Genomic DNA, 18,575 nt, shown 5'->3' with positions numbered 1-18,575 from the left:
GAGCGGGCTTGCCGGTGACCCGCCCAGGCCGTTCCTGATCCGCCTCGCTCCCGACGCGTCGACGATTCGCCTGCCCGCCGTCCGGTTTGTCGGCCGCGGATGCGGCGAGGAGGAACGGCAGGGCGGGTCGTCCTGGACCGGCCGGCTCGGCTCAGGACGCATACTCAGCGATCGTGCGGTGTTGCCGGATCCGACCGGTGAACCTCGGTATCGATTCAGGAAAGGCGGACGGGGGAACATGAGGGACGCGGACGAACCGCTCGTGCCCGAGGTCGTGGAGAGTCCGGCGCTCCGGGCGGAGCCGAGCGGCCCTTTCGCGCGGTGGCTGTTGCACCACCAGGTGCAGCCGGTCGGGCCTGCCGCGGGTGAGGGGCATGCCGAGCCGCACGCGTGGTGGAAGGTGATGTGCCTGACCGGCGTCGATTACTTCTCCAGCCTCGCGTACGTGCCAGCGATCGCCGCGCTGGCCGCCGGTGCCGTTTCACCCCTGGCGACCCTGCTGATCGTGGCGTTGACCCTGCTGGGCATGCTGCCGATGTACCGGCGCGTGGCGAAGGAGAGTCCGCACGGGGCCGGGTCGGTGGCGATGCTGGAGGACCTGCTGCCGTTCTGGTGGGGCAAGCTGTTCGTGCTGGTCTTGCTCGGCTTCGTCGCCACCTCGTGGATTATCACCATCACCCTGTCCACCGCGGACGCCTCCGTCCACGTGGTGGAGAACCCCTTCTTCCCCGAGGTCCTGCACGGTCACGAGGTCACCCTCACCGTGGCCCTGCTGCTGGTCCTCGGCGGGGTTTTCCTCCTCGGATTCAGTGAAGCCGTCAAGGTGGCCATCCCGCTGGTGGCCGTGTTCCTCGGGCTGAACGCCGTTGTCATCGCCGTCGCCCTGAGCGACGTGTTCAGCACCCCGGAAGCCGTATCGGCGTGGACCGATGCCCTCGCAGAGGGTGGCGGGGGGTTCGGCGACCTCCTCGGGCCGGCCTTGCTCGCGTTCCCGCTGCTGGTGCTGGGCCTGTCCGGGTTCGAGACCGGGGTGAGCATGATGCCGCTGGTCGCCGCGGAGGGCGCGGACGCCGAAGAGCGCCTGCGCTCCCGCATCCGCAACACCCGCCGACTGCTCACCGCCGCAGCGCTCATCATGAGCGTCTACCTGCTGGCAGCGAGCTTCGTCACCACCGTCCTCATCCCCCACGAGCAGTTCGAGCCCGGCGGCGCGGCCAACGGCCGCGCTCTGGCCTGGCTGGCCCATGAGCACGTCGGTGAGGCGTTCGGCACGGTCTACGACATCAGCACCATCCTCATCCTGTGGTTCGCCGGCGCCTCCGCGATGGCCGGGCTGGTCAACATCGTGCCTCGCTACCTGCCCGGCTACGGCATGGCCCCCGAATGGGGGCGGGCGGTCCGCCCGGTCGTGATCGTCTACACCGCGGTGTGCATCGTGATCACCATCGCTTTCGACGCCGACGTCGACAAGCAGGCCGGCGCCTACGCCACCGGGATCCTGGCCATGATGGTCTCCGGCGCCTTCGCCGTAACCGTTTCCGTCGCCCGTCGCCGTCAGCGCGCCGCGGCCGTCGGCTTCGTCTTCCTCACCGCGATCCTGCTCTACGCCCTGATCGCGAACATCATCGACAAGCCCGACGGCATCGCCATTTCCGGCATGTTCATTCTCGGCATCATCACCGTCTCACTGATCTCACGCGTCTCGCGCACCACCGAACTGCGCGCCGACCGCATCGTCTTCGACGAGGCCGCCCGCCGGTTCATCGACGACACCCTCGCCCACGACAACGCCATCAACATCATCGCCAACCGCCGCCAGGCCGGCGACGAAGCCGAGTACGCGGACAAGGAACACGAACAGCGCGGCACCAATCCGGTCCCCGGCCGCGCCGACGTCATCTTCCTGGAAATCGACGTGGTCGACCCCTCCGACTTCAGCGACACCCTCACCGTCCAGGGCGTCCAAGTCGGCCCCCACCGCATCCTGCGCGCCGAGGCCCCGGCCGCCCCGAACGCCATCGCGGCGGTCCTCCTCGCCCTGCGCGACTCCACCGGGGTCAAGCCGCACTGCTACTTCGCCTGGGCCGAAGGCAGCCCCCTGCTCCACATGTTCCGCTACTTCCTCCTCGGCCGCGGCGACACCGCCCCCGTCACCCGCGAGATCATCCGCAGCCACGAACCCGACCCCGACCTCCGCCCCGGCATCCACGTCGGCGGCTGAGCTATCCGATGCCGGGTACGGCCGAGACCACCAGGTCGATGAGTTTGATGCCGACGAAGGGCAGGACCAGACCGCCGAGGCCGTAGACGGCGAGGTTGCGACGGAGCAGGTCGTGGGCAGAGGCGGGCTTGTAGCGGACGCCGCGCAGGGCCAGCGGGATCAGAGCGACGATGATCAGGGCATTGAAGATGATGGCCGAGGTGATCGCGGACTGGGGGCTGTGCAGGCCCATGATGTTCAGCGCTTCCAGGCCGGGGTAGGCGGCCGTGAACATAGCGGGGATGATCGCGAAGTACTTCGCGACGTCATTGGTGATGGAAAAGGTGGTGAGCGCGCCCGGGTGATGAGAAGCTGCTTGCCGATCTCGACGATCTCGATGAGCTTTTTGGGGTTGGAGTCTAGGTCGATCATGTTCCCGGCCTCCTTGGCGGCCGAGGTGCCGGTGTTCATGGCCACGCCCACGTCGGCCTGCGCGAGGGCGGGGGCGTCGTTGGTGCCGTCACCCGTCATCGCGACCTAGTTTGCCGCCGGCCTGCTCCCGCTTGATGAGGGCGAGTTTGTCGGGGGTGGCCTCGGCCAGGTACTCGTCCACGCCGGCCTCGGCGGCGATGGCCTTGGCGGTGAGCGGGTTGTCGCCGGTGACCATGACTGTACGGATTCCCATGCGGCGCAGTTCGGCGAAGCGTTCGCGGATGCCGTCCTTGACGACGTCCTTGAGGTGGACGATGCCGAGGACTCGCGGGCCGTCCCAGTCGTGGACGGCCACCAGCAGGGGAGTGCCGCCGGAGGCGGAGACGGCCGCCGACCATGCGGCCGCCTCCGTCGGCACGGTCCCGACGCGCATGACCACCCAGTCGGAGACCTGGGCGGCGGCGCCCTTGCGGATGGCGACACCGGCGCCGTTCGGCCAGCTCAGGTTGACCCCGCTCATGCGGGTCTTCGCGCTGAACTCCACGAAGCGCGGGTTGCTCAGCTCACCTTCGGCAGGGTCTTGGAGCCCGTAGGTCCGGGGGAGGGCGACGACGGAGCGGCCCTCGGGGGTTTCGTCGGCGAGGGAGGAGAGTCGGGCGGCGTCCGCGAGCCTGCCCAGGTCCTGGCCGGGCAGCCGGATGAACTCGGCGGCTTCGCGGTTGACGAGGGTGATGGTGCCGGTCTTGTCCAGGAGCAGGGTGTTGACGTCGCCGGCGGCCTCGACGGCCCGCCCTGACATGGCCAGGACGTTGCGCTGGACGAGACGGTCCATGCCGGCGATGCCGATCGCGGAGAGCAGTGCCCCGATGGTCGTCGGGACGAGGGTGACGAGCAGGGCGACAAGGACGGTGGTGGACTGGGCGGCCTTCGCGTAACTGGCCATCGGCTGGAGGCTGATGACCACCAAGATGAAGACGATGGTGAGGGCGGCGAGCAGGATGTTGAGGGCGACCTCGTTCGGGGTCTTCTGCCGGGACGCGCCCTCGACCAGAGCGATCATGCGGTCAAGGGAGCTGTTGCCGGGGCGGGAGGAGACCCGGACGACGATCGAGTCGGACAGGACCGTGGTGCCGCCCGTGACGCCGGACTTGTCGCCGCCCGACTCGCGCAGCACAGGAGCGGATTCGCCGGTGACGGCCGACTCGTCGACCATTGCCGCGCCGTCCCCACGACCTCACCGTCGGCCGGGATCAGCTCCCCGGCCTCGACCACGACGAAGTCCATCGGCTGGAGCTCGGCCGAGGAGACCGCCTCCGTCTCAGCTCGACGCGGGTTGGTGCCGTACGTCCAGTGCTTGATCCGCAGGGCGACGGTATCGGTGCGAGCCTTGCGCAGCGAGGCCGCCTGCGCGCGGCCCCGGCCCTCGGTTCGGCGGTGCTGCGGATCCGAGGATCGGTACTGCAGTCGTCCGATGTGCCCAAGCGGGCGCGGGCACGCCCGGGGCCTACCGCCCCGGGTGGGACGGTTCACCAGGCGGGCACGGCTGCGGTGATCAGTGCCTGGACGAGCCGGAGGGCACGTCCTTGGACGGGCCCGTGAGGCCCAGTGGCTGTTGTTCGTGCATGGCCCGGACCACGGTGTGCGGCCGCGTGAGCCGGGAGGGAACGGGGACGGGTTCGAGGAGGCGAGGCGCCAGGCGGGGATGTCGACGAGCTTGATCTCGTACCCGCCATGGCACCAACCCCCGTACAGTTCCTTCGTCTCCGGGACCTTTCCGGACGCGCCGCGGCGACGCGGGACGGCCACTTCTCCGAGTCCGGGCCGCTGCCGCTATTGACGATCCTGCCGCCTGCCTTCGCGAGCTTTTGCAGCAACTGCTCCGTGAATGTCACGAGAGGCTGTGATGGAGGGCTTGGCTTCCGTCCGACGGCCGGGGTTTCCTGCGCTCAGGTGGCCTGGGGTCGTAGAGCGGCGGCCTGGGGCTTCCGCGTGCGTGACGCGCAGGGAGGGTACGTGCCGTGCACCAGGTGTTGCTGGCCTGCACTCGTCAGGGCGACGCTCCACTGCCCGGCCTTCCGGGAGACCGTGACCAAGCCCCGGTTCTGCAGTGAGCCTTTTCCAACCTCAGGCTGGCGCAAGGTGAAGCGCGAGGAGGGCCTGGACGATGCGGGTGGTGCTGCAGTGGAGTTTCCGCAGGAGGCGCCAGGCATTGAGGGTGGCCATGGCCTGCTCGCCGAGGGCGCGGAGGCGGGCATGGGCGATGTTGACGGCTTGCTGTCCGGTGGAGAGGTTGCGGTGCTTGCCTCGGAAGGGCACCCGTACGGTGCCGCCGGCGCCCTGGTAGCCCTTGTCAGCCCAGCAGGCCAGGTGGGCCTTGGCCAGGGCGTCGATGATCCCGTGGGTGCGGGCGGCCTTGATGTCGTGGATAGCGCCGGGCAGCGCGGCCGAGGCCCACAGCAGGCGGCCGAACGGATCGGTGAGGGCTTGGACGTTCATGCCGTGCTTCTTGTGCTTGCCGCCGTAGAAGGGCCGGTCGGCGGAGATCCGGTCGATCGGCAGCAAGGTGCCGTCGAGGATGACGTACGCCTTCCTCGCCGCGGCGCGGACCGCCTCGGCCAGGGTGGGGGCGAGCGCAGCCAGCAGCTCGACGGCCTCGACCACGTACCGGTAGGCGGTGGTGGTGCCGACTCCGAACCCGGCCGCGAGCTGGGCGTAGGTGTGCCCGCGCCGCAGATGGGCGAGGGCGAGCAGCGCCTGGCGTCCAGCGGTCAGGCGCCGCCATCGGGTCCCGCGCTCGTGGCGCCGAGCGCGCAGCTGCTCGGACAGCAGGCGCAGGATCGAGGTGGACACGTCAATGCCGGACGGGTAGACAAGCACATGAAGCCCCTGGTGGAGACGGTTCTCTTGGTCGAAAACTCATCTACCAGGGGCTTCACCCGACTGTCAGCCCAACTGCCCAGCCCACCCAGCAGGTTGGAAAAGGCTCATTGGGTGCCGTTGGAGGCAAAGGCGTCATGTTCGGATTTCGTCGGCAGGAAGCGCGTGGCGCCTGGATCGGCCGAGCGCCGTTGTCGCCGTCACAGTCGACCGACGGCCACCCCCATGGTGTCGCCGGCGCCGACGGTGATGGGGGTCACGGCGTTGGTTGCGGTGTTGATCGCGAACACGGTTCCCTGGGGTGTCCCCTTGCCGTAGGAGCCGACCACATAAGCGCTCTTTCCGTCGGGGGTGAGGCCCACCTCCGACGGACGGAAGTACCTGCCCGACCCGGTGGACGGCGGGATGTCGCCGATCGGGATGGTCTTGGTGACCTTGTTGGTCTTCAGGTTGATCACGGACACCTTGCCCTGAATGATCTTGTTGTCGACGCCGACCACGTAGGCCCGCTTGCCGTTGGGGCTGATCGCCAGCCCGCCCGTGCCGGCACCGGGGATGGTGCGGACGATCTTCTGCTTCGCAAGGTTGATGACCGAGACGTTGCCGCTGTTACCGGTCGCGTAGAGGCGCTTGCCGTCCGGGCTGATCGCCATGCCGTTGGCCGCTTCGTTGAGGCGGATGGTGGCGATGAGCTGGTTGTCGGCAGTGTTGATCACGGACAGGCTGCCCTTGCTGTCGGCCACGTAGAGGCGCTTGCCGCCAGGATCGATCGCCACCTGGTCGGGCCTGCTGACCTTGATGGTGGCGGAGGCTTGGTTGGTGGCGGTGTCGATCACCGACACCTTGTCCCCGTCGAAGGGGTTCTGGACGGCCACGTAGACGTGCTTGCCGTCCGGGGCCATCGCTTCCCCGTAGAGGCTGTCGGGAGAGAGTTCGTCCTTGTCGTACGGGATGTCCGTGACGCTCTGCTTGGCGATGTTGACCGCCGACACGTACCTGAAGGCGTTGGTCACGTAGACACGGGTGTTGTCGGGGGTGATCGCCACCTGGTCGGGGCCGCCGCCGACGGCGGTGGTCCCGAGCACCTGGACCTTGTTGGTACTCGTGTCGATCGGGTACACGTGGCCGTCGAGGCTGGTGACGTAGGCGTATTCCTTCTGCTGCGGCGGCGGCTTCGGGCCAGCCGTGGCAGGCGCGGGCGCCAGGAGTGCCAGCCCTAACGTGATGGCCACCGCGATGGTTCGCCGTACAGCGGATCGCTGAAAATGCACGTGGACCTCCGGATCGACGTGATGATCTCTCGTGCCACCCGGTGTACCGCCGCGACTGACCAGCCGTCAGCGGATCTGTACGTCAGTCACCCGGAAGAGTGCCAGCCTGAGCAGCACGCGACGGGGGATGGCACAGGGCCTTCGACCGTCACCCGGAGTCGCGCACCGGCGGAAGCGAACAGCCGCCTATCTCCCCGCCCAGCCCGGTCAGTTCGAAGACCCCGGATCCGATTCGCGGAACTGCACAGACGAGCCTACGAGAGTCGTATGCGCCGGGCACTGGTCTCCGGCGCGGCAGGCGCCCTGACCCACCTGCATCTCCGCCCGTGCGAACTCGCAGTCCTCCTGCACCTGCTCGAGTGCGCCGAAACGCCTACCCCAGTGCTCTCACCAGGCTGCTGGCCGGCGACCTCAGCTCCCACACGGGCGGGCCCCCGGAAGCCGCCGAAGCACAAGCGGGTCCTCCAGGGAGCGGAGCGCCGCAGGCAGACACCCGGATCACCAGCCTCGTCCAGGCCGTCCTCACCCTGCATCTGACCAGCTCAGAGTGAGGATGGAAAAGGCTCAGTGCCTGAGAAGCCGTTGCCATACCGATCATGGAGTCTGTCGATCGAACGGGAGTCTCATCGGGTGATCGCGGGCACTGCCCGGCATGAGAGCAGGGCCTGGCGGTATACGGGGAAAATGCAGGGGGAGCGGACGGCCGCGCGCTGCTACGGTCGGGCGCTATGAGCTGGCTCCCCGATAACTTCGTTCATCCCGTCCTGGTACCGCTGCCGGGCAGTGGTCATCACCTGCGGCCGATCCGGGAGACGGACACCCCGCTCGACTATCCGGCTGTGATGGGTTCGCGCGAGCGGCTGTGGACCATCTTCGGCCCAGCCTGGGGCTGGCCCGCGGCCACCATGACCTACGAGGCAGACCAGGCCGACCTGTTGCGGCACGAGAAGGAGATCGCCGCACACCAGTCTTTCAACTACGCGCTGTTCGACGCGGCGGAGACAGCTCTGCTCGGCTGCGTCTACATCGACCCACCGGAGAGGGCCGGCGCGGACGGCGAGATCTCCTGGTGGGTGGTGGACGAGCTGGTGGACAGCAAAGTCGAGCAGGCCCTCGACGAGCTGGTGCCGCAGTGGATCGCCGCCGACTGGCCGTTCGAGCAGCCGCGCTTCCTCGGCCGAGAGATCTCCTGGTCGGACTGGCTCGCCCTGCCGGAGCACCCCGACGCGTAAGTAGCTTTTGTCGCAATGCTCTGGGGGCTTGGTGCTCGAACGGCCGTCTCGATTGGGTGGTCAGCGGGTGCTCGGCGCATGCGAGGAGGCCTCCTGAACAGCTCGCTGGTGCCGAATCACCGAGCATCAGGAGGCCCCAGTGTCGCAGTCTTGCGTGCCGATGCCCGTGCAGTCCACCGCGGGTACTCGGGAGTGTGACTGTCTGGCTCACCGGTTCGGAAACGCTGCCGACAATCGCCTGCGAGAGCGTCGGTATCCGAGCGACATGACGGACGCGGAGGCGCGCGTCGCGACCAATACATCGGTCGTGACGCACGCTTAGCCGTGATTCCGCGCGCCTCGCTGCGGGGCTGTGCTGTGCCAGGTGAGCCCGCGACCGCCTCCTGCGCTAAGGGTGCTCAGGCGGTGGTGCGGTTACCCTGGCGGGCGGCGAGCGCGGCCTCGGCGCTGGGATGGGTGGGCAGGAAGGTGTCCATCCCGGTGACGCTGAGCAGGCGGCCCAGCCGGTCGGGGATGGCCGCCAGGGTGAGGGAGCCGTCAGCGTCCTTGGCGCAGCGCCAAATCCCTACGAGGGCTCCCAGCCCTGAGGAGTCGCAGAAGGTGACGCCTGACAGGTCGGCGACCAGGTCGGGGTGCCCGGCCGCTATGAGTTCCAGGGCGCGGGCCCGCACGGCGGGTGCGGCGGCGATGTCGAATTCGCCGGACAGTGCGATCACGGCCAGGGCGCCGTCGGTGTGGGAGACGTCGATGTGGAATGCGTCGGTCATGGGCGTCGGTTCTCCTGCCCGACGGAGGCGTCGGCGGTCGGGGCGGCGGCGCTGTGAGCGGTGGCGGTGATGCCCACAGGAGCAGCATCCGCGGTGGGAACGGACAGAGCCAGCAGCGCCACGTCGTCGCGTTCGGTGTCGGGAAGTGTGGCCAGCAGCGCTACGGTGTCGTCGATCAGGGCGCCGGCACTGACGGGCCCCCGGCGCTGGGCCAGGAAGCCTGTCAGACCGGTATCGTCGAGCATGTGGCCATCGGCGGTGCGGGCCTCGGTCAGTCCGTCGGTGTAGAGCAGCAGTCCCTGGCCGGGTGCCAGGTGCAGGGTGCGTGAGGCGAAGGTGGCTTCGGCGATCGCGCCGACCAGCATGCCGCCCTTGGCGCGGACCGCCTCGACCCGCACACCGCCCTCCTCGGTGGGGCTGAGGTGGTAGGCGGGCGGGTGGCCGCCGGTGGCCAGCGTGACCGTGAAACCGCCGTCCCGGGCCGGATCGAGCAGACCGAAGATGGCGGTGCAGAAACGGGTACCGACCGCCGCGTCCAGCAGCAGCGCGGTGTTCAGGGCCTTCAGCGCGGCCGTGGGGTCCGCGTCAACGAGGGCTGCGGCCCGCAGCGTGTAGCGGGTCAGTGAGGTGACCGAGGCGGCTTCGGCGCCCTTGCCGCACACATCGCCCAGGAAGAACGCCCACCGGCCCCCGCTGACAGGGAAGACGTCGTAGAAGTCGCCGCCCACTTCCTGCGGGGAGGCGGTCTTGTAGTGGCAGGCCAGCTCCAGGCCCGGTACCGCGGGCAGGGCGGGAGGCACCAGGGTGCGCTGCAGGGTGGAGGCGAACGCGGCGATGGCCGCCTTGTCCCGCTCCGCGCGCTGCCGGGCTTCTTCCTCCGCCTGGCGCTTCTCCTCCTCGACCTTGCGGCGCTCCTGCTCGGCGCGCACCACGTGCAGCGCCGACAGCCGCAGCTCCAGCTGATCGCGCACCACTGCGGCCAGGTCCGCGAGCGTGGCCGAATCCGCCTCGCTGATCTCGCGGGGGCGGGTGTCGAGGACGTTGACCGTGCCCAGCCGGTACCCGTCGGCGGTGATGATCGGAGCGGCGGCGTAGAACCGCACCCCCATCGGGCCGGCGACCAGCGGGTTGGAGCAGGCGACCGGGTCGAGCAGGGTGTCGGGGATGACGGTGGTGTCATCGGTCAGCACCGCTGAGGCGCACAGGCCCGGGTCACGTCCGATCTCGGTGACGCCTTCCAGGCCGTACGTGGCCTTGAACCAGATCCGGTCCTCGTCCACGATGGTCACCGTCGCCACCGGCACCTTGAACAGGCGCGCGGCCAGAGCTGCGACCCGGTCATAGGCGCCGTCTGGCGGGGTGTCGAGAATGTCGTAACGGCGCACTGCCGTCATCCGCGCCGCCTCAGCCGACGGGTCCAAAGGCCCGTTCGGTGTTATCGCAGGCGGGCTCGCTTGTTCCGGCATGTTCCTCGTCTCGCTCATCCCCCCAAGGCGCCGACCGGACAGCCGGCCCCCCCGGAACTGTACCGAAACACCCCGGCGCACCCGGTCCGACGCCGAGCCCATGGAACGGCCGCCAGAATGCCGCCCCGACGGAGGGCGAAGCCATCGCCATCAACTTGATCGCTTGAGACCGGCTACCGTTCCGCAGGCTTCAGCGTCGGGCGTAGTGGCGACGAGCACCGTCTCTGTACTGTTCGAGCGATGGAGAACCCGACGAACGCTGGGACAGACCAGGTGCCGGAGATCAACGAACCGCGCTTCACTGCCCCGCCCGCCACCGACGAGGGCATCCCCATTCTGCGGCTGAGCGGAGACCTCGATCTCACCACCGTCCCGCTGCTCATGGAGGCGGTGAATGCCGCCATGCACGCTCATGACCGGCAGCGGATCGTGTTCGACTGCCCCGGCCTGGCCTTCGGCGACTCCAGCGGCCTGAACTGCTTCCTGCAATCTACACAAGGGCACCGGCCCCGCCGGCGGTCTCGTGCTCGCTCACGTTGGAGCATCCCTTCAGCGGCTGCTGGACATCACGGGCGCTGACCAGGCCCTCTCCGTGGCCTCCACGGTCGATGCCGCCCTCATCCAGCTCAGATCCTGAAACGATCGCGGCCTGCCCACCCCTGCGCACGCAAAGCCGGAAGACGGACATCCCTCGGCCTCTGCGCGTGCTCGACGGTCGAGGAGGTCGGCTTCCAGCTCTGCGAGACGGGGCAGCATCTTGGGGTTGACGTGCAACATCGGACAGCGGACGCAGGCGTGCTCGTGCTGGCAGGGGTGCCGTAGGGCCGCCCGCAGGACCCGAGCTCGACCCTCTGGCGGTCGAAGTGCTCCTCGAACTCGGTCCACTCGTCCGAGGTGGTGTCCCGGTACTCGTCGGTGGGACGGATCTGGCGCCGGTGTTCGAGGTGCTCCTGGCAGTGGCGGATGACGTCTTCGTCGAACACCGCGACGTAGCCACGAGTGGTCTGGACATTCAGGTGCCCGAGCAGGGCCGCGCCGATGTGGATCGGCAGGCCACTGTTGACGAGTTCGGTGATGAAGATCCGCCGGAAGTCGTGCGGGGTGAACTTAAGAGCGCCGGATGACGCAGTGAAGAACTCGTGCGGTGGCACGGAAAGGTCCACGGCGGTACTGATGGCGGCGTCATGCCCGGCGGCCGCTCGCTCGATACTCACGGTGTCCATGACGTCGCCGGCCAAGACCTCCACGCCGGCCAAGTTGCTGTGGCGTGCGGGGTCGCGCACCACGGCGGTGACGTGGTGGCCGCGCCAGTGCGCCTCGGTGACAGCCAGCCGCCCTGCCCGACCGCCCGCGCCGAAGACCACGATGTTCATGACGAACCGCCTCTCACCAGGGCAACGACGGCGCCACCCGCCTCGACCAGGCCGGATAACACCGTGCGTGGGCCCCGCGTCGCACCGTGGCAGTCGGCCGCGGCAGCGCCGGTCACCCCGTCACGTGCTACGGCAACTCGGCCCGGAAGGCGGCCACCGCATCACCAGAGATGGACCTCATCAGCCGGCCGTCGGGCTCCGCCTCGACGTGCACCCGGACGTCATCGGGCTGGGTCGTCGAACGCAGCATCGCCCGGATGATGCACGCCCGCCGCCATGCCGTGAATATGAACGGCTCATCCAGCGCTCCGAAACCCAGATCACCTGGGCCGCGATCACCCTGATGACCCGACGTCTCACCCGCGGCACCACCAGCCTGGATCGCCTGCCCCCGCCGAAGATCACGGAATCAGTCTGACCCGCACCTCACCACTGTCACGGTCGATCTGCACGGCATGGCCGGCCTGCGTGAGGATCGCCAACAGCGCGGACCTCAGAGCAGCGCGGATGCCCTCAAAATCGGCATCGTGGCGGCCCGCAGGATCCAGCTCACTGCCCGTCACCCAGCCCACCATCACGGAGTCCGTCTCCCGCCGCACCCGCAGCCCGGTCCCGTCCTCATCACCAGCCGATGCCACATCGAAGCCGGCACGAGCCAACGTCCTACACACGTCAGCGAGCAACTTCTTTACGGCATCCGAATTCATAGCCGAAGCCTACGCACGCTAGAGCCCAGCCTCGGAAACAGGTTCTACACGCTGGCCATCCGGTCTGCCCGCCACAACAGCAGCCTCTGCAGCAGGAACGCACCCATCAGGAGCCAGCCCGGCAGGCCCTGCCCGGCAATGCCCGCGTTCTGGGCCGCAAGATAGCCAACGCCTGCTGCGGCCGTGGCCCAGCAGGCTGCTTCACGCCATGCACATCGCCACGCGGCACGGGCGGAGGTGACCGCCGCAGCGATGGACAAGACGCTCAGAAAGACCAATCCGGTCCAATGGCCAGGCATGATCAGATGATTTCACGCCCGCCTCTCCGACTTCCAGCTCTAGACCAGCTCGGAGATCACAAACAGGTTCTGAGAGGTCGTTTTCACCTGGATTGCCCGCTTATCAACGGATTCTCGGAGTGTCGGGTTGCGGTGCAGGTGAGGTTGCGGGGGCGGTCGACGTTTGCGGGGCGGGTGGGGTTGCCGATGGGGCGAAAGGCCACGTACTCCTGTCTCATCCCAGGATGACCGGTCTCCGAGGTCGTGTGCTTCCACCGTCGCGGGTGTGCGCCTGGGCGCACTCGGTCCGACGCGGTACGCCCAAAGTATGGCGAAGCGACGTCCGTATCCGAGTGATCTGTCCGATGCCCGCTGGGAGTTGATCGAGCCGGTCCTTGCAGCCTGGCGCTTCGAGCGCCGCGGCCGGGCTCTGGACTTCGGCCGGCCGCCCGAACACGACCTGCGCGACATCATGGACGCGATCTTGTATGTCGACCGCACCAGAGTCCAGTGGGGCTACCTCCCCCACGACTTTCCGCACTGGAACACCGTCTACGGGTACTTCGCCAAATGGGCCGACGAGGGCGTGTTCGCCCAGCTCAACGGCCTACTCCGGCAGCGTCTGCGAGAGAAGGAAGGCAGAGACGCAGAACCAACGGCCTGTGTGATCGACGCCCAGAGCGTCAAAACCTCCACCAGCGTCCCCGCTGCCGGCCAGGGCGTCGACGCGGGGAAGAAGATCGTGGGCAGGAAGCGGAACATCGTCACCGACACACTCGGCCTACCGCGGCAAGCGTGCAAGACTCCGTTGCCGGCACCACGCTGCTCGACCAGGTCGCCGCCGACCACCCCGGCATCCGCAAGGTATGGGTCGACGGCGGTTACCGTCAGCACCTCGTCGAGCATGCTGCCACCCTCGGCATCGACATGGAGATCACCGCCCGCAAGCCCGGGACCAGGGGATTCGCCCCCATACCCAAACGGTGGGCGGTCGAGCGCACCTACGGCTGGCTCATGCTCCACCGACGCCTGGCCCGCGACTACGAAACCTTGCCCACACGCTCCGAAGCCGTGATCCACATCGCCATGACCGACCTCATGGCCCGCCGCCTCACCAGCGAGAACACCATCTCCTGGCGCGACCCGAAGAAGACCACAGAACACCCGATTCTGGGATGAAAGGTCGGACGAAAATGACCTCTAAGTGGCTCGGCACTCAGGCGCCGCATCAGGTGCGGTGCGCCAAGGGAAATACGGGAACGCCCACACCGAGTAACGTGCGCGCAGGGGGAGGCATATGCCGCACCTGCGCAGGTAAGGCTTGGGACGTCTTCTACGTCGTCACGGATGACGTAAACGAGATCGTTAAGTTCGGCATCACTTCCGGAAACCCGCGTCTACGCCTGTCTCACCACGAGCGTGACGGGCTTGACTAGATCGTTCGTCTGATCGAAGGAAATCCCGAGGCACGCAAGCTGGAGAACGCCTGTATAGCCGCCATGCGAGACGCCAGCGAGAAACCCGTTCGGGGACGCGAGTACTTCCACCTCCGCACACTGGGAACGATTCTGGGTCTCGTCGACGGCTGGGCCGATGCAGGACAGCATGAATGAGCGCACCACCCGCTGAACACACGGCATACGCGCCTTTCCTGGACAAGCCACTGAAAGCACACTGGCATCCACTTGAGTCCATTCCGAGCAACCGTAGCCCGGGTGTTGCATGGGCGCGCTTGCGGGCGGATGACGTCGTGCGTCGAGAGGTCGCCCATACCGCATGCAGCGCACCTAACGCACACTTTCTCTATTCGGACACCACGCCCGCGCTTCGCTGACGTGCGCAAACTTCCACCTGTTTTCCCTCCACGTGTTTCGATGACCCATCATGTCGAGGGCGCGCGATCCCTGAGCCTGCCCACAAAGAGCCTTTGGTCGGCGGTCTCTCAGATGTGCGTAGTGTGCACCGTGGCGGCGGCCGCGCACCTCTCTGCGGAGGAGGCCGATCACGACGCCCTCGCATGCTGAGGGTTCTACCGGCGTCGTCATGCCCGTGATCACCGTGATCCACCGGATGACGTGTAGACAATGCGGCGGCAACTTCCCCTCCTTCGTTCAGGGGAAGCGAGCGATATTTCCACCGCAGTCCGGTCTCAGGGTTCCTAGCGTCGGCAGCAGTGTGTCGCTGGGCGAGAGGACTCGAACGTGACCGCCCCCGCGGTAGGCGTGCACCACCCGCTGTGGCGCGCCGGCTTCCCGGCCGGGCGAAGCGGTGCACGGACGTTCTGGGCGTGTACGAGGAATTGCGGCAGCACGGCAACTGGCCCGGATGTGGAGGGTGCAACCTGCCTCGCGACGACCGGTTACTTGATCAGTGGGGAAGTCTGACGTGGTCCCAGGAGGAGCGGGTCGTCCTGTGCCCTTCCATGCTCCTGATGGGCCATCAGCTAAGTCAGCATCTGATCAGCATCAGTCCCCAAGCGTTCCAAAGTGGCTGACCGATTGGACGCCTGGTCGGCGGCGTCACGACAGCCTGGTTCGCGCGAAGGTGCAGGCAGGGGCCTTCCTGCCAGAGGGGGTCGATGTTCCTAATATCTTCGATCTGACGCGTGCCGATGTACAGTGAAGAACGCCCTTGACCTGCAGAAAGCTGGCAGGGAGCCGTCTTCTAGGAGTTCACAATGCTGCGCACCATGATCAAGTCCAAGATCCACCGGGCCACCGTCACCCAGGCCGACCTGCACTATGTCGGGTCCGTGACCGTTGACGCCGACCTGCTGGACGCCGCCGACCTGCTCCCCGGGGAGCTCGTCCACATCGTGGACATCACCAACGGTGCGCGGCTGGAGACCTACGTGATCGAGGGCGAGCGCGGATCCGGCGTGATCGGGATCAACGGCGCCGCCGCACACCTCGTGCACCCCGGCGACCTCGTCATCCTCATCAGCTACGCACAGGTCGAGGACGCCGAGGCCCGGACGCTGAAGCCGCGCGTCGTGCACGTGGACGCGGACAACCGGATCGTCGAACTGGGCTCCGACGCCTCCGCACCGGTACCGGGCACGGACCAGCGGCGCAGCCCCCACGCCGTGGCCGTCTGAGAAGGAGCCGGGGACCATGTCGCAGAGCCCGGACACGCCGATCGAGTTCCGGGACGAGCGGGAGGCCGGGCGGCTGCTCGCCGTCGAGGACGGGCAGGCCGTCGGGTTCATCGCCTACTTCGTGCTCGACCGGCCGCCCCACGCCCTGGTGGCGGTACACACGGTCGTCGAGCCGGGCCACGAGGGCCGGGGCATCGCCGGAGGGCTGGTGAGGACCTTCTACGGACTCGCCGAGACCGAGGGCGTGCCCGTGGTCCCGCTCTGCCCGTACGCGGCGAGCTGGGCCGCCAAACACCCCGACGAGGCGCCCGACGCGCCGACCGAGGTCGTGGCGGCGGCGAAGGCGCAGCTGGCCGCCGACTCCGACCGGTGGTGACGGTCCCCGGCCTGACCCTGCTGCACACCTCGCCCGTGCACGTCCCCGTCTTCGACGCGCTGCGCGAGCGGCACCACCCGGGCGCCGTCCTGCGGCACCTGGTGGTGCCGCGGCTGCTGGACCGGGCCCGCGCGGACGGGCCGCGCGCCGTGGCCCCCGCCCTGCGGGAGCTGCTCGGCGCGGCCGGGCCGGGCCCCGTGCTGGTCACCTGCTCCACGATCGGGGCGACCGCCGAGGCGCTCGCCCCGGCCCTCGGCGCCCCGGTGCTGCGCGTGGACCGGCCGATGGCGGGCGCGGCCGTTCGCACCGGCCCGCGCATCGCCGTCCTCGCCGCCCTCGCATCCACGCTGTCACCGACCGTGGAGCTGCTCGCGGAGGAGGCGGGCGGGCGGGCGGTGTCGGTCGTCACGCACCTCGTCCCCGGCGCCTGGGAGAGCTTCGAGGCGGGGGACACCGCCCGCTACCTCTCCCAGGTGGCCGAGGCCGCCGACGCGGTCACCGGTGCGGACGTCATCGTCCTCGCGCAGGTCTCCATGGCGGGCGCCGCCACGCTGGCCACGACCGCCACCCCCGTGCTGTCCAGTCCCGCGCCGGGTCTGGCGGCCGCGCTCGCCCTGACGGCCGAAGCGTAGGGAGTCCCGGGCCGAAGCGTAGGGAGTCCCGGGGCGTACGGGACGCAATCGCGGGAAAGTGCCGTACATGGTGCGAAAACTCGAAGCGACGCAGCCGCCGGCCCCCGAGCCCGATCCGCAGCCGGCGCCCACCCCGTTCCCGGAGCCCGAGCCGATCCCGCGCCCCGTGCCGCCCGTGCCCGGCCCCGTCCCGGAGCCCGACCCGGTGCCCCCGCCGCCGGGGCCCGCGCCGGTGCCCCAGCCCGGGCCCTGGAGCTAGGGAGTGTCGAAGTAGCGTCGGCCGCCCGAAGGACGGCGCGGCGGGGTCTGGGGTGCACGCCCTCCGGGCGGCCGACGCTACTTTGCGGACAGTCCTCAGGCGGCGTTCAGTCCGTGCGGACCTCGGAGCGGTCGCCGCTCCAGAGGGTGTGGAACGAGCCCTCGCGGTCGGTCCGCCGGTAGGTGTGCGCCCCGAAGAAGTCCCGCTGGCCCTGGGTGAGGGCCGCCGGGAGCCGCTCCGCGCGCAGCGCGTCGTAGTACGCCAGTGAGGCCGCGAAGGCCGGCACCGGGATGCCCGCGCCCACCGCCGCCGACACCACGGAACGCCAGCCCTCCTGCGCCGCCCCGATCTCCTCGGCGAAGCGCTCGTCCGCCAGCAGGCTCGGCAGGTCCGGCCTGGCGTCGAAGGCCGCGCGGATCCGGTCGAGGAACGCCGCCCGGATGATGCAGCCGCCGCGCCACAGGGAGGCGACCGCGCCCAGGTCCACGTTCCAGCCGTACTCCTCGCTGCCGGCCCGGATCTGGTGGAACCCCTGCGTGTACGAGACGATCTTCGACGCGTACAGCGCCTCCTCCACCTGCGCGGCGAAGGCCTCCGCCGCCTCCGGCGACAGCGCCGCCGCGGTCGGCCCCGCGAGTCCGCGGGCGGCCGTCCGCAGGTCCGCGTGGCCCGAGACGGCGCGGGCGAACACGGCCTCGGCGATTCCTGACACCGGCACCCCCAGGTCCAGGGCGATCTGCACGGTCCAGCGGCCGGTGCCCTTCTGCTCGGCGGCGTCGGCCACGACGTCGATGAACGCCTGCCCGGTCGCGGCGTCGGTGTGGGCGAGCACCTCCGCCGTGATCTCGATCAGGTACGAGTCCAGACGGCCCCGGTTCCAGTCCCGGAAGGTCTCCGCGATCTTCGCGGGGGTGAACCCGGCGACCTCGCGCAGCAGGTGGTAGGCCTCGGCGATGAGCTGCATGTCGGCGTATTCGATGCCGTTGTGCACCATCTTGACGAAGTGTCCGGCGCCGTCGGGCCCCACGTGCGAGGTGCACGGCGTGCCGTCGGCGGCCTTCGCCGCGATCTTCTCCAGCAGCGGGCCGAGGGACGCGTACGACTCCTTCGAGCCGCCCGGCATGATGCTCGGCCCGAGCAGCGCACCCTCCTCGCCTCCCGAGATGCCCACGCCCACGAAGTGGATGCCCCGCTCCCGCAGTTCCCGCTCGCGCCGCCGGGTGTCCTCGAAGTGCGCGTTCCCGCCGTCGATGATGACGTCGCCCTCCTCCAGGAGAGGGGCGAACTCGCGGATCACGGCGTCGGTCGGCTCCCCGGCCTTCACCATGATGACGATGCGGCGGGGGCGCTCCAGCGCGTCGACGAACTCCTTGGCCGACTCGGCGGCCACGAACGCGCCCTCGTGGCCGAACTCCTCCACCAGCGCCGTCGTCCTGGCGGTGGTGCGGTTGTGGACGGCCACGGTGAATCCGTTGCGGGCGAAGTTGCGGGCGAGGTTGCTGCCCATGACTGCGAGGCCGGTGACGCCGATCCGGGCCGTGCTGGTGCTCATCTGTGCGCTCCTGCGTGCTTCGGTGTGCGGGCTGTGCCCGACGCTACCCCGCTGTC

Annotated in this window: 14 protein-coding genes and 3 pseudogenes; 8 read left to right on the top strand and 9 right to left on the bottom strand. The window is 68.9% G+C overall.

Annotated features, from left to right (window positions below):
* Nucleotides 1-238: 238 nt before the first annotated feature.
* A complete protein-coding gene (locus tag ACZ3X1_RS03855; protein WP_467276188.1) occupies nucleotides 239-2,221 on the top strand; it encodes an APC family permease in 1,983 nt (660 codons plus the stop codon).
* 1 nt (nucleotide 2,222) lies between these two features.
* Here the strand turns inward: ACZ3X1_RS03855 and kdpB are convergent.
* The 3 genes and pseudogenes from kdpB to ACZ3X1_RS03840 all read right to left on the bottom strand — a co-directional run.
* Nucleotides 2,223-4,057: pseudogene (gene kdpB, locus ACZ3X1_RS03850) on the bottom strand (potassium-transporting ATPase subunit KdpB); the annotation flags it as partial.
* A 699-nt stretch (nucleotides 4,058-4,756) separates the two neighbouring features.
* Nucleotides 4,757-5,509 carry a transposase family protein gene (locus ACZ3X1_RS03845; RefSeq protein ID WP_467276185.1) on the bottom strand — a complete coding sequence of 251 codons (753 nt, stop codon included), beginning with the start codon at nucleotides 5,507-5,509 and terminating at the stop codon, nucleotides 4,757-4,759.
* A 200-nt stretch (nucleotides 5,510-5,709) separates the two neighbouring features.
* Complete coding sequence (locus ACZ3X1_RS03840) at nucleotides 5,710-6,741, bottom strand: YncE family protein (protein WP_467276183.1); 1,032 nt, start codon at nucleotides 6,739-6,741, stop codon at nucleotides 5,710-5,712.
* Between the two features lie 767 nt (nucleotides 6,742-7,508).
* Here ACZ3X1_RS03840 and ACZ3X1_RS03835 point away from each other — a divergent pair.
* Nucleotides 7,509-8,012: a GNAT family N-acetyltransferase gene (locus tag ACZ3X1_RS03835; protein ID WP_423553096.1), complete on the top strand. Its 504-nt coding sequence runs from the start codon at nucleotides 7,509-7,511 to the stop codon at nucleotides 8,010-8,012.
* A 398-nt stretch (nucleotides 8,013-8,410) separates the two neighbouring features.
* On the opposite strand, the gene ACZ3X1_RS03830 is transcribed toward ACZ3X1_RS03835, so the two are convergent.
* Nucleotides 8,411-8,779, bottom strand: coding sequence for an STAS domain-containing protein (locus ACZ3X1_RS03830; RefSeq protein ID WP_467276179.1), 369 nt, complete (start codon nucleotides 8,777-8,779; stop codon nucleotides 8,411-8,413).
* Complete coding sequence (locus ACZ3X1_RS03825) at nucleotides 8,776-10,173, bottom strand: PP2C family protein-serine/threonine phosphatase (protein ID WP_467276177.1); 1,398 nt, start codon at nucleotides 10,171-10,173, stop codon at nucleotides 8,776-8,778. The genes ACZ3X1_RS03830 and ACZ3X1_RS03825 overlap by 4 nt, the downstream gene beginning before the upstream one ends.
* Nucleotides 10,174-10,485: 312 nt before the next feature.
* Between ACZ3X1_RS03825 and ACZ3X1_RS03820 the strand changes: the two genes are divergently transcribed.
* Complete coding sequence (locus ACZ3X1_RS03820; RefSeq protein WP_467276174.1) at nucleotides 10,486-10,824, top strand: STAS domain-containing protein; 339 nt, start codon at nucleotides 10,486-10,488, stop codon at nucleotides 10,822-10,824.
* A gap of 47 nt (nucleotides 10,825-10,871) precedes the next feature.
* Here ACZ3X1_RS03820 and ACZ3X1_RS03815 read toward each other — a convergent pair whose 3' ends face one another.
* A complete protein-coding gene (locus ACZ3X1_RS03815; RefSeq protein WP_467276172.1) occupies nucleotides 10,872-11,618 on the bottom strand; it encodes an NAD(P)H-binding protein in 747 nt (248 codons plus the stop codon).
* A gap of 127 nt (nucleotides 11,619-11,745) precedes the next feature.
* Nucleotides 11,746-11,868, bottom strand: coding sequence for a hypothetical protein (locus ACZ3X1_RS03810; protein WP_467276319.1), 123 nt, complete (start codon nucleotides 11,866-11,868; stop codon nucleotides 11,746-11,748).
* Between ACZ3X1_RS03810 and ACZ3X1_RS03805 the strand changes: the two are divergent.
* A pseudogene (locus tag ACZ3X1_RS03805) lies at nucleotides 11,849-11,990 on the top strand (IS5-like element IS4811 family transposase); the annotation flags it as partial. The gene ACZ3X1_RS03810 and the pseudogene ACZ3X1_RS03805 sit on opposite strands and share 20 nt — an antisense overlap.
* Nucleotides 11,991-12,019: 29 nt before the next feature.
* Here ACZ3X1_RS03805 and ACZ3X1_RS03800 read toward each other — a convergent pair.
* Complete coding sequence (locus ACZ3X1_RS03800; RefSeq protein WP_467276317.1) at nucleotides 12,020-12,325, bottom strand: hypothetical protein; 306 nt, start codon at nucleotides 12,323-12,325, stop codon at nucleotides 12,020-12,022.
* Between the two features lie 606 nt (nucleotides 12,326-12,931).
* Between ACZ3X1_RS03800 and ACZ3X1_RS03795 the strand changes: the two are divergent.
* The 4 genes and pseudogenes from ACZ3X1_RS03795 (at nucleotide 12,932) to ACZ3X1_RS03780 (ending at nucleotide 16,708) form a co-directional block, all read left to right on the top strand.
* Nucleotides 12,932-13,782 (top strand): annotated as a pseudogene (locus tag ACZ3X1_RS03795) (IS5 family transposase).
* A 1,498-nt stretch (nucleotides 13,783-15,280) separates the two neighbouring features.
* The gene (gene panD, locus ACZ3X1_RS03790; protein WP_467276169.1) at nucleotides 15,281-15,700 is read left to right on the top strand and encodes an aspartate 1-decarboxylase; all 420 of its coding nucleotides are present in this window, start codon (nucleotides 15,281-15,283) and stop codon (nucleotides 15,698-15,700) included.
* 16 nt (nucleotides 15,701-15,716) lie between these two features.
* A complete protein-coding gene (locus ACZ3X1_RS03785) occupies nucleotides 15,717-16,076 on the top strand; it encodes a GNAT family N-acetyltransferase (RefSeq protein ID WP_356811812.1) in 360 nt (119 codons plus the stop codon).
* Nucleotides 16,070-16,708, top strand: coding sequence for an aspartate/glutamate racemase family protein (locus ACZ3X1_RS03780; RefSeq protein WP_390074027.1), 639 nt, complete (start codon nucleotides 16,070-16,072; stop codon nucleotides 16,706-16,708). The genes ACZ3X1_RS03785 and ACZ3X1_RS03780 overlap by 7 nt, the downstream gene beginning before the upstream one ends.
* A 365-nt stretch (nucleotides 16,709-17,073) precedes the next feature.
* On the opposite strand, the gene gndA is transcribed toward ACZ3X1_RS03780, so the two are convergent.
* Entirely contained in the window at nucleotides 17,074-18,519 is a 1,446-nt protein-coding gene (gene gndA, locus ACZ3X1_RS03775) for an NADP-dependent phosphogluconate dehydrogenase (RefSeq protein ID WP_467276161.1), read from the bottom strand.
* Nucleotides 18,520-18,575 lie beyond the last annotated feature (56 nt).

The organism is Streptomyces sp. NPDC023541, assembly GCF_055559995.1.
This window is presented reverse-complemented; position numbering and strand designations above follow the sequence as displayed.